A 9,356-nucleotide genomic window follows, 5' to 3' on the forward strand; every position below is an offset into this window, starting at 1 on the left:
CCCTTCCAGTGATTTTGAAGAAAGACAAAGGAGTGCCATCATGGCGACTGTCGACGAGAAGCTTGAACCCATCCTGGCCCAGGTGCTGCAACGCAACCCCGCCGAGCCGGAATTCCACCAGGCAGCCCGAGAAGTGCTGGAAAGCCTCGGCCTCGTCGTCTCCAAGCACCCCGACTACCTGAAGGACGCGCTGATCGAGCGCATCTGCGAGCCGGAACGCCAGATCATCTTCCGCGTGCCGTGGGTCGACGACAAGGGCCAGGTGCACATCAACCGCGGTTTTCGCGTGCAGTTCAATTCGGCGCTCGGCCCCTACAAGGGCGGCCTGCGCTTCCACCCCTCGGTCAATCTCGGCATCATCAAGTTCCTCGGCTTCGAGCAGATCTTCAAGAACGCGCTGACCGGCCTGCCGATCGGCGGCGGCAAGGGCGGCTCGGACTTCGACCCGAAGGGCCGTTCCGAGGGCGAGATCATGCGCTTCTGCCAGTCCTTCATGACGGAACTCTACCGCCATCTCGGCGAATATACCGACGTGCCGGCCGGCGATATCGGCGTCAGCGGCCGCGAGATCGGCTGGATGTTCGGCCAGTACAAGCGGCTGACCAACCGCTTCGAGGCCGGCGTCTTCACCGGCAAGGGCCTAAGCTATGGCGGCTCGCTGGTGCGCAAGGAAGCGACCGGCTACGGCGCGGTCTACTTCACCCGCGCCATGCTGGAAAGCCGCGGCACCGGCTTCGAGGGCAAGAAGGTCACCGTGTCGGGCTCCGGCAATGTCGCGATCTACGCCATGGAACAGGCCATTGCCTACGGCGCCAAGGTCATCGCCTGCTCGGATAGTTCCGGCTATCTCGTCGACGAGGCAGGCATCGACCTCGATCTCGTCAAGGAGATCAAGGAAGTGCGCCGCGAGCGCCTGTCGCAATATGTGCTGACGAAGAAGGGCTCGCACTTCATCCCGACAGGCAAGGGCTCGATCTGGGACGTGCCCTGCGACGTGGCGCTGCCCTGCGCCACGCAGAACGAGCTGACCGGCAAGGACGCCAAAACGCTGATCAAAAACGGCGTCATCGCCGTCGCCGAGGGCGCCAACATGCCCTCCACTCCGGAAGCCGTGCGCGCCTTCCAGGAGGGCGGCGTGCTGTTCGGCCCCGGCAAGGCGGCCAATGCCGGCGGTGTCGCTACCTCGGCGCTGGAAATGCAGCAGAATGCCAGCCGCGACAGCTGGAGCTTCGAGACTGCCCGAGAGCGCCTCGGCCAGATCATGCAGGGCATCCACGACCGCTGCGCCGAGACGGCCGAAGAATATGGTGCCAAGGGCAATTACGTGCTCGGCGCCAACATTGCCGGCTTCATCCGCGTGGCCGAATCCATGCGCGCCCAGGGCGTCATCTGACGACCTTTACCAGACCCTTCAGGCAACCGACGGCCCCGGACCCTCTCCGGGGCCGTTTTCATTGGCGGCGGCGAAGGCCTGCCCGAAGCGGCCGCCGGCAACGAGGCGGATGCGCGGGCGCTCCTCCGGGGCAGGCAGGGCGGCTATCGGCTGATACAGCACCTTTTCCAGCACCACCCAGTCGCGCCGGCCCTCCGGACGGTCGAAGGCCATGGACTGGCCCTCTCGCAAGCCGAGCAAGGCCAGGCCGTAGAAGGTCGTGACCGGCAGGAAGGCGCCGCCGGGCACATAGGTGCCGGGCAGGCAGAGCGTCCTGACATCCGTGAGACCGCTGGCGCAGAGGAAGGTCACGCGGGCGTCGATCATCGCGAGATCGGCCGGGATGGCGCCTTCCAGCGCCAGGCGATGGCCCGAAAGCTTGCGGCGCAGGAGTGTGCGCCATTCCTCGGTCAGCGGCGGTGCGTCAGCCGCCATCTTTTCCAGCACGTAGCCGTCGCGCATCGTCAACAAGGCGGGATCCTGTCCCATCGTCATTCTCCATGTGAAACCGTGGTGGAGAAGCCCCCTGGCCGCGGATGCGGCACAGGGGGTCACGATCCTGCGACGAGGCAGCCTCCGATGCGCCCGGCAAGGGAAAAGGACAGGAACTTCATGGCGTCGTCGGCCCTCAGGAGGCCTGGGCGGCTTGGGGGGCCGCATGCACGGCGATCACGCTGAGCCGCCGCACCCGCCCGTCACGCCCCGCCCAGTCGATCGACTGGCCGGCGGAAAGACCGAGCAGAGCCGCGCCGACCGGCGTCAACACGGAGATGCGCTGGCGGGAAATATCGGCATCGCCGGGGAAGACGAGTTCGGCGGTCTGCGGCGCTTCGTCGTCGATGCGGAATTCGGCGAACGAGCCCATGCGCAGGATGCCCGGCGCCATGCGCGCATCATCGACGATCTTCGCGCGGTCGAGTTCGGCGGCGAGTTGTTCGGCGGCGTGCGGATCGCGCTCGGCCAGCCGGTCGGCCAGGTTCGACAGGCGCTCGTGTTCGGAACGGGCAATGGTGATGGCAGGCCGGCGGCCGCTCTTGGTCTTGGCAGTCATGGAAACCTCGCGCACGGGGTCACGCGGCCCTTCAGGGCACACGGAGAATTCAGAATCGGGAAACTATGTGTCGCGCTTTTGCGGCGCGGTGACGTGCTGGACGAAACCGCTATCGCCCCACGGCCGGGGCGCGACGCGACCAAGCCGAGGGGCTAGTGTCCTGCGAGAGGAAACAACCGTTTCAAAAACCGGGCGAGGGAAGGCATCGTCGTCATGCCCCATGATGGGACGAGGCTGGCGGCAAAGTCAAGCATGGGTTGCCCGCCTGCCCTGCGACGGACTATCGGTTTGACAGATGCGGATTGCCGTCGGAAGCTTTCCTATCCTAAAAAGGACCCGGCGACGAATGCGCGGTGTGGGCTGAAGCGATGACCATTCGGATCAAGCGCGTCTATGAGGAGCCGGCGGAGGGCGACGGCGAACGCATCCTGGTCGACCGGCTATGGCCGCGCGGCATGTCCCGGGAGAAGGCGATTTTTTCGGAATGGATGAAGGACGTGGCGCCCTCCACCGGATTGCGCAAATGGTTCGACCACAAGCCGGAGCGCTGGGCGGAATTCCAGGCGCGCTATCGGCAGGAACTGAAGGACAATCCTGCGCTCGATGACCTGCGCAGGCGCGCCACCCACGGCACCGTCACGCTGCTCTACGGCTCGCGCAATACGGACTTCAACCATGCCGCCGTACTGGCCGAGGTGTTGAAGACGACCACGGACTGATCGATATTCAGACGACCTGCCGGGAGGAAGATGCGATGGCAGACGACGACGAACCCGCGACTTTCGCCTCGCCGGCCTGTTTCCTGCATGAGATCGACCCGGCCTATTGCGGCCCGCCGGGGCCGCTCGACCGGCAAGCCTGGACGGATGTGAACCGCTGGCGCAAGGCCGAGCGGGAGCGGCTCATCGCGGAGCGCCTCGCCCTGCCGGTGGCGACACGGCTTGCCCATGGCGAGGCGATTGCGGCGCGCGTGCTCGATGAGATCGGCGATGTCACAGGGCGCATCGTCAGTGCCTACTGGCCGTTTCGCGGCGAGCCGGATTTCCGCCCCTTCCTAACGGAGGTAGCGAAGCGCGGCGGGCGCACAGCCCTGCCCGTCGTCGTGGAAAAGGGGCGGCCGCTGGAATTCCATCTCTGGCAGACGGGCGAGGCGCTTGTCTGCGGCGTCTGGAACATCCCCATTCCCGCAGAGCCAAAACCCTGCCGGCCGGATATCGTCATCGCCCCCGTCGTCGGCTTCGACGCGACCTGCTACCGGCTCGGTTATGGCGGCGGTTTCTTCGACCGCACGCTGGCGGCGATGACGGAAAAGCCGCGCGTCATCGGCATCGGCTATAGCGGATCGCGCATCGCGACCATCTATCCGCAGCTGCACGACATCCCCATGGATATTGTCGTCACCGAGGCCGGCATCGCCACGCCTCAGGTCTCCACCGTGCGCGCCTTGACATAGAGCGCGCGGCCGGCGAACCAGCCGTTGATACCCGCCCCGAGACCAAGCAGCACGAAGAGTACGGCGCTCCAAGCGAAGCTGCCCGTCCAGCCCCGGATGAGGCCGACGACCAACGGGCCGATGGCCGCCAGCAGGTAGCCGACGCATTGCGCCATGCCGGAAAGATGCGCCGCCACATGCGGATCGCGCGTGCGCAGCACGATGACGGTCATCGCGACGGCGATCAGCCCGCCCTGCCCGATGCCCTGCAACACCGCCCAGATCCAGACAGACCAGAGCGGCGCGAACAGCAGGCCGAGCAGCGCCACAACGGCAAAGCCGCAGAGCACGACATTAATCAGCCGCTGGTCCTTGCCGCGCACCGCGATATGCGGCGCGACGAGGCAAGCGGCGGCCTGCACCATGACGGACATGGAAACGATGGCGCCGGCCGTGACGCCATCGAGCCCCCGTTCGCGCAGGATCGGCACCAGCCAGCCGAAGACGCAATAGGCGAGCGCCGATTGCAGGCCCATGAACAGCGTGACCTGCCAGGCCAGCCGGTCGCGCCAGAGACCTTCCACGCGAAAGCCGGCGCGCTTGGCCTGCGTGCGGGTGGCCAGCACCTGCGGCAGCCAGAGCAGCGCGACCAGCAGAGCCGGCAGCGACCAGGCTGCCAGAGCGCCGTCCAGCGAGCCGCCGAGCGCATGCTCGATGGGCAGCGTCAAGCCGGCGGCACTGGCAGCACCGGCGCAGAGCGCCATAGTGTAGCAACCGGTCATCAACGCCGCCCGGTCGGCGAAATCGCGCTTGACGAGACCGGGCAACAGCACATTGCCGACGGCAATCGCACTACCCGCCAGCGCCGTGCCGAAGAACAGCAGGGGAATGGAGGACAGGCCGCGCAGCGCCGTGCCGAGCGCCACCAGCAGGATGACGGCGAGAAGGGTGCGCTCCGTGCCGATGCGCTGGGCGAGTTTCGGCGCAAGCGGTGAGAAGAGGCCAAGGCAGACGACGGGCAGCGTCGTCAACAGGCTGGCACCGGTGGGTGAGAGTCCGAGCACATCGCGGATTTCCGGCAAAAGGGCCGAGGCGCTGGAAAAGACCGGGCGAAGATTGAAGGCGATGAGCACAAGGCTCGCGCCGAGCAAAATACGCGCCGCCGTGCTTTTGGGCCGATGCGGCTCGGGTGCGGGCACGCTGTCGGCTTCGGCGTCGATCAGGTCGATGGCGCCGGGATCGTTGGGAAGGGTCATGACAGAAGCAGCTTATCCAAGGCAGTGAGGACGGGGGCCATGAAGCGGCGGACGGCGGCATCGGCCTGGTCGGGATCACCGCTTTCGATGGCATCGACGATAGCTGCATGCGCGGCCATGTCGGGTTCGGGAAGGTCGTCTTCGAGGGTGGCCGCGATGGTTTCGGCGATCACCGTGGAGAAGAAATCGTACATGCCGATCAGCACCGCATTGTTCGACGCGGCGATGACGGCCTGGTGGAAGGCGAAATCGCGGGCAACAAAGGCCGCCCGGTCACTGCCCTCGGAATGGCCGCGCTCGGACAGCAGCGAACGGAGCCCGGCCACCGTCGCCGGCGTCTGGCGCAGTGCCGCAAGACGGGCGGCTTCCACATCGAGCGCCAGCCGCGCTTCGAACTGGTCGCGCAGGCCGGCGCGGCGGGCCATGGTGAGCGGTCGCGCGGTATCGGCCGTCGAGAGCACATAGGTGCCGGAGCCCTGCCGCGTTTCCAGATAGCCCTGCGAGGCGAGCACGCGCACCGCCTCGCGCACCGTGCCGCGGCTGACCGACAGCATGGAAGACAAGGCCGCCTCGTTCGGCAGCTTTTCGCCGATCGCCCAGCGGCGGGCGAGGATTTCCGAGCGGATCGCCTCCACGGCGGTATCGACGAGATTGGTTTTGCTGAGGGAGCGCATGGGTCAAATCATAAAGTCATCAGATGACTTTATGATTATCGCTTCTCGGCGAGATCGTCAAAGACATTGTGCCCGGCGCCTGACGTGCACCGGGCAGAAGGGAGATTACTGCTTGCGCGGCCAGGTGTCGGCGAGGCGGTAGCCGGCCGGCCACGGATCGTCGGGATCGAGCATCACCTGGCTGGTGCCGGTGATCCAGGCGCGGCCGGAAATCTCGGGCACAATGGCCGGACGGCCGCCGACCGTGGTTTCGCTCAGGATGCGGCAATCGAAGCGCGAATCGAGGATCGAATAGCCGGAGAAGGACTGGCCGATTTTGATCTGGCCCTTGGCATGCAGCACGGCCATGCGGGCCGAGCAACCGGTGCCGGTCGGCGAGCGGTCGAGCTTGGCCGGCTGGATGACGACGGTGTTGCGGCCATGCAGCGCGCCGTCGCGCTCCTCGACCGGCAGGGTGAGCTGACAGAAGGAGATATGGTTCCATTCCGGGTTTTCCGGATGGGTGAAGCCGAGCTGTTCGTTGGCCGCCTTGGTGATGCGGATGCCGGTTTCGGCCAATTCCCGCGCCTCGTCCGGCGTCACGGCGAAGCCGAGCGCGCGGGCATCGGCGAAGACGAAGCTGTCGCCGCCGTAGGCGGTGTCGACGGTGAGCGTGCCGAGGCCCTCGACTTCCAGCTTCGCATCCAGCTTGTCGGCGAAGGAGGGCACGTTGGTGACGGTGATGCGCTCGGCCTTGCCGTTGCGGCACGTCGCCACGACATTGACGAGACCGCCCGGCGCTTCCAGCACCATATGGGTTTCCGGCTCGACCATCGGTACGATGCCGCTGTCGAGCAGCACGGTGGAGACGCAAATCGAGTTGGAGCCGGACATCGGCGGCGTATCCTCGGGTTCCATGATGATGAAGCCCATCGTGGCGCGCGGATCTTTCGGCGGCACCAGCAGATTGATGTGGCGGAAGACGCCGCCGCGCGGTTCGTTCAGCACGAAATTGCGCAGTGCCTGGTCCTGGGCAATGAAGTTGCGCTGCTCCCAGAGCGTCGCGCCCGGCGGGGGTGCCACGCCGCCGACGATGACGTCGCCCACCTCGCCCTCGGCGTGGCAGGAAACGATGTGAATGACCTTGCTGCTGCGCATGGCTCTCTCCAATGTCCTGATTTTTCGCGGCGATACCGTCTTCGGCTCGACGCGAATGACCTCTTATAGAAAAATTGGATCCAATATACAATATTCATTCACGAGGCTTCGTTTGTTGCTCCGCCTCCGGTTTGCCCGTATGACCATAGGCGCGATTTTCAGGGGTTAGGCGTGATGAAATTTGCTGCCGTCGATGTCAGGCAGGTCGCTTCGGCGGCCGACCTCGTCTATGAGGCGCTGCGCAAGGCGATCATCGAGGGCAAGATCGCCGAGGGCGACAGCCTGCGCCAGGAAGAGATCGCGCAGATGTTCAACACCAGCCGCATCCCCGTGCGCGAGGCGCTGTCGCGGCTGGAGCAGCATGGCCTCATCACCACGCAGCGCTACAAGGGCGCCGTCGTCGCCGGCCTGTCCATCGAGGAGATCGACGAGATCTTCGAGTTCCGCGCGCTGATCGAGGCAGAGGTCATGCGCCTTGCCGTGCCCAATCTCGACCGTGCGACGCTGGACAAAGCGCGCGGCTATTGCGACGCTTTCGACCGGGAGACCGATCCGCACCGCTGGGGCGAGATCAACCGCCAGTTCCACACCACGCTCTACGAGGCCTCCGGCCGCCCCTATTATCTGCAGAACGTACAATCCTCGCTGGACCGCATCGACCGCTATCTGCGCGCCCAACTGACCTTCACCAACGGCGTGCCGCGCGCCGGCCGCGAGCACGAGGCGATCCTGGCCGCCTGCGAAAAGGGCGATGCCGATCTCGCCTCGCGCCTGACGCGCGACCACATCCTCGATGCCGGCCGCTCGCTGATGACCTTTTTGCGCGACCAGCGCTGCTGATCGCCCCATGCTTTATTGACGGAACACAGGGCGGCAAAATCCCGCCCTTTTTCGTTTTCTGCCCGCAAAGCACTGGAATGGCGGAAATCACGCCTTTCGGACACTTGACGCGGCTTTCGGCAAAAGGCCCTCTTAAAACGATTGATAGCGCAGGCAGAGAATTGTATTTCTTTTGTCGACAAGAGGATTTTTCATGACCGAAACCGATTCCCTGCCCGAGCGTAAACGCGGCTCCGGCGTCAAGATGGTCTACGACCTGCTGCGCGACGAGATTCTCGACCTGAAGATCGCGCCCGGCAGCCCGATCGACGAGGTGCAGCTGGCCGAGCGGTTCAAGATGTCGCGCACGCCGATCCGCGAGGCGCTGGTGCGGCTGGCCGGCGAAGGGCTGATCGAGACGCTGCCGAACCGCTCGACCATGGTGTCGAACATCGATTTCATGAACCTGCACACCTTCTTCGACGCGCTGGTGCTGATGTATCGCGTGACGACGCGGCTTGCCGCGCAGAGCCACCGGCCGGAAGACATCGCCGTCATCAGGGGCTTTCACGAGGACTATGCCGCCGCACTCAAGGCGCGCGACCATCTAACGATGATCGCCACCAACGCCGCCTTCCACGCCGCCATCGCCGAGGCCGGCCGCAACCCCTATTTCACCAGCCTGTTCCGCCGGCTGCTCGACGAGGGGCGCCGCATCCTGCAGCTCTATTACCAATCTTACGAAGAGCACTTCCCGCAGCGCTTCGTCGATGAACATGCCGCCATCATCGCGGCCATCGAGGCGCGCGACATCGAGGAAGCCGACCGGCTTGGCAAGGCCCATGCGGAGGCGATCGTCGCCCAGGTGCAGAAGCTGTTCAGCCGCAACGACAGGCTGGATATCGCCCTTTAAAAGCATCGCGCTCGGCGTTGTATTTTTCTTGTCGACAAATAAAATGCAAGATGCTATACCCACAATCAGAGAGGGGGAGGCCTGAGGCATCGTGCCGGCTGACCACCCGATGAACCGCCAAAGGAGATCGACATGAAGGCCAAGATTTTTTCCGGTGTCATTCCCGCCCTGATGACGCCCTGCAAGGACGACCGCTCGCCGGACTTCGACCAGTTGGTGCGCAAGGGCAAGGAGCTCATCGCCAAGGGCATGTCCGCCGTCGTCTATTGCGGCTCGATGGGTGACTGGCCGCTGCTCACGGACGAACAGCGCATGGAAGGCGTCGAACGCCTCGTCAAGGCCGGCATCCCGGTCATCGTCGGCACCGGCGCCGTCAACACCGCTTCGGCCGTTGCCCACGCTGCGCATGCCCAGAAGGTCGGCGCGCAGGGCCTCATGGTCATCCCGCGCGTCCTGTCCCGCGGCTCCGTCGTTGCCGCCCAGAAGAACCACTTCAAGGCGATCCTCGCCGCTGCCCCGGATCTGCCGGCCGTCATCTACAACAGCCCCTATTACGGCTTCGCCACCCGCGCCGACCTGTTCTTCGCGCTGCGCGAAGACCACAAGAACCTCGTCGGCTTCAAGGAATTCGGCGGCGCCGCC

Annotated in this window: 11 protein-coding genes; 6 read left to right on the forward strand and 5 right to left on the reverse strand. The window is 65.3% G+C overall.

The window, feature by feature from the left end:
• Positions 1 to 40 precede the first annotated feature (40 nt).
• Entirely contained in the window at positions 41 to 1,393 is a 1,353-nt protein-coding gene (gene gdhA / locus ACOZK4_RS03050) for an NADP-specific glutamate dehydrogenase (protein ID WP_421590382.1), read from the forward strand.
• Between the two features lie 18 nt (positions 1,394 to 1,411).
• On the opposite strand, the gene ACOZK4_RS03055 is transcribed toward gdhA, so the two are convergent.
• Together ACOZK4_RS03055 and rnk are read right to left on the reverse strand one after the other, a co-directional pair.
• Complete coding sequence (locus tag ACOZK4_RS03055; protein ID WP_421590384.1) at positions 1,412 to 1,921, reverse strand: hypothetical protein; 510 nt, start codon at positions 1,919 to 1,921, stop codon at positions 1,412 to 1,414.
• A 139-nt stretch (positions 1,922 to 2,060) separates the two neighbouring features.
• A complete protein-coding gene (gene rnk, locus ACOZK4_RS03060) occupies positions 2,061 to 2,483 on the reverse strand; it encodes a nucleoside diphosphate kinase regulator (RefSeq protein WP_244761400.1) in 423 nt (140 codons plus the stop codon).
• 368 nt (positions 2,484 to 2,851) lie between these two features.
• Here rnk and ACOZK4_RS03065 point away from each other — a divergent pair, with 368 nt between their 5' ends.
• A complete protein-coding gene (locus tag ACOZK4_RS03065) occupies positions 2,852 to 3,202 on the forward strand; it encodes a DUF488 domain-containing protein (protein ID WP_421590385.1) in 351 nt (116 codons plus the stop codon).
• A gap of 35 nt (positions 3,203 to 3,237) precedes the next feature.
• A complete protein-coding gene (locus ACOZK4_RS03070; RefSeq protein WP_421590386.1) occupies positions 3,238 to 3,936 on the forward strand; it encodes a 5-formyltetrahydrofolate cyclo-ligase in 699 nt (232 codons plus the stop codon).
• Here ACOZK4_RS03070 and ACOZK4_RS03075 read toward each other — a convergent pair.
• The 3 genes from ACOZK4_RS03075 to ACOZK4_RS03085 form a co-directional block, all read right to left on the reverse strand.
• Positions 3,906 to 5,171, reverse strand: a complete 1,266-nt coding sequence (locus ACOZK4_RS03075) for a CynX/NimT family MFS transporter (protein ID WP_421590388.1) — start codon at positions 5,169 to 5,171, stop codon at positions 3,906 to 3,908. The two genes, ACOZK4_RS03070 and ACOZK4_RS03075, sit on opposite strands and share 31 nt — an antisense overlap.
• Entirely contained in the window at positions 5,168 to 5,845 is a 678-nt protein-coding gene (locus ACOZK4_RS03080; protein ID WP_421590390.1) for a FadR/GntR family transcriptional regulator, read from the reverse strand. Before ACOZK4_RS03080 ends, ACOZK4_RS03075 begins: the two co-directional genes overlap by 4 nt.
• A gap of 105 nt (positions 5,846 to 5,950) precedes the next feature.
• Complete coding sequence (locus ACOZK4_RS03085; RefSeq protein WP_421590391.1) at positions 5,951 to 6,982, reverse strand: trans-3-hydroxy-L-proline dehydratase; 1,032 nt, start codon at positions 6,980 to 6,982, stop codon at positions 5,951 to 5,953.
• A gap of 174 nt (positions 6,983 to 7,156) precedes the next feature.
• Between ACOZK4_RS03085 and ACOZK4_RS03090 the strand changes: the two genes are divergently transcribed.
• The 3 genes from ACOZK4_RS03090 to ACOZK4_RS03100 all read left to right on the forward strand — a co-directional run.
• A complete protein-coding gene (locus tag ACOZK4_RS03090) occupies positions 7,157 to 7,822 on the forward strand; it encodes a GntR family transcriptional regulator (protein ID WP_421590392.1) in 666 nt (221 codons plus the stop codon).
• A gap of 193 nt (positions 7,823 to 8,015) precedes the next feature.
• Positions 8,016 to 8,714 (forward strand): GntR family transcriptional regulator, encoded by a 699-nt coding sequence (locus tag ACOZK4_RS03095; protein ID WP_421590394.1) that lies wholly within the window; start codon positions 8,016 to 8,018, stop codon positions 8,712 to 8,714.
• A 132-nt stretch (positions 8,715 to 8,846) separates the two neighbouring features.
• On the forward strand, positions 8,847 to 9,356 hold a 510-nt coding region (locus ACOZK4_RS03100; protein WP_421590396.1), incomplete at its 3' end, for a dihydrodipicolinate synthase family protein.

The sequence above is a fragment of the Shinella sp. M27 genome, from assembly GCF_049199905.1.
Classification (GTDB): Bacteria; Pseudomonadota; Alphaproteobacteria; order Rhizobiales; family Rhizobiaceae; genus Shinella.